The sequence below is a fragment of the Pseudaeromonas pectinilytica genome (assembly GCF_054780855.1).
The window spans coordinates 1-617 of the sequence record NZ_BAAGVN010000159.1; the positions used below are offsets into that span (position 1 = coordinate 1).

A 617-nucleotide genomic window follows, 5' to 3' on the forward strand; every position below is an offset into this window, starting at 1 on the left:
AGGAGAACTGGAGCAATGGAAAAAGGACTCTGGCTATCATCAGCGCTCGATAGCTGAGACCGCCATGTATCGCTTCAAGCAGCGCATCGGTTAGAAACTGAGTCTGCGGAGCTACAACGCCCAAGTGGGTGAGATCCTGGCTGGGGTGAAAGTCATGAACAAGGTCATAGGGCTTGGTATGCCTATTCGGCAGGCTGTTAACTAAGCACGCCCGGCAGGTTGGGGTGCGACCATCCAACTTTGGATTTGATCAACAAGGCCCTAGGAACTGGGTTCTGTAATGACCCGTTATGGCGGACCGAGTTAGAACGCCTGAATGCTCCCAGCTCCTGACTGACTCCAACCAACAGATGAGCGTGAGCTGAAAACAGTCCCTCGACAGAGATGGCATCTATGGTCGGCAACAGTCTGAATAACGTCTTAAGGTTACGAACGAGCAGGCTCACCCGCTCGAGGTCTGGTAACGATTCCCCCTGACACATCGATAGGATTGGCTCAGACTCCAACGAGGTATGCTCAAGTGCCAGGAGCGACTGAATGCCGTGAATGTGGTCATCAGAATCGGGCGAGACGATCTGCCGACTGGCAGTCTGCAGTTGCAATGATCCGACCAACTC

At 53.5% G+C, this 617-nt stretch carries 1 protein-coding gene and 1 pseudogene; one reads left to right on the top strand and one right to left on the bottom strand.

Annotated features, from left to right (window positions below):
- A pseudogene (locus tag ACYVG7_RS09965) lies at positions 1-205 on the top strand (IS5/IS1182 family transposase); the annotation flags it as partial.
- On the opposite strand, the gene ACYVG7_RS09970 reads toward ACYVG7_RS09965, so the two are convergent.
- A partial coding sequence (locus ACYVG7_RS09970; RefSeq protein WP_460882979.1) for a hypothetical protein occupies positions 198-617 on the bottom strand: 420 nt, incomplete at its 5' end. The pseudogene ACYVG7_RS09965 and the gene ACYVG7_RS09970 sit on opposite strands and share 8 nt — an antisense overlap.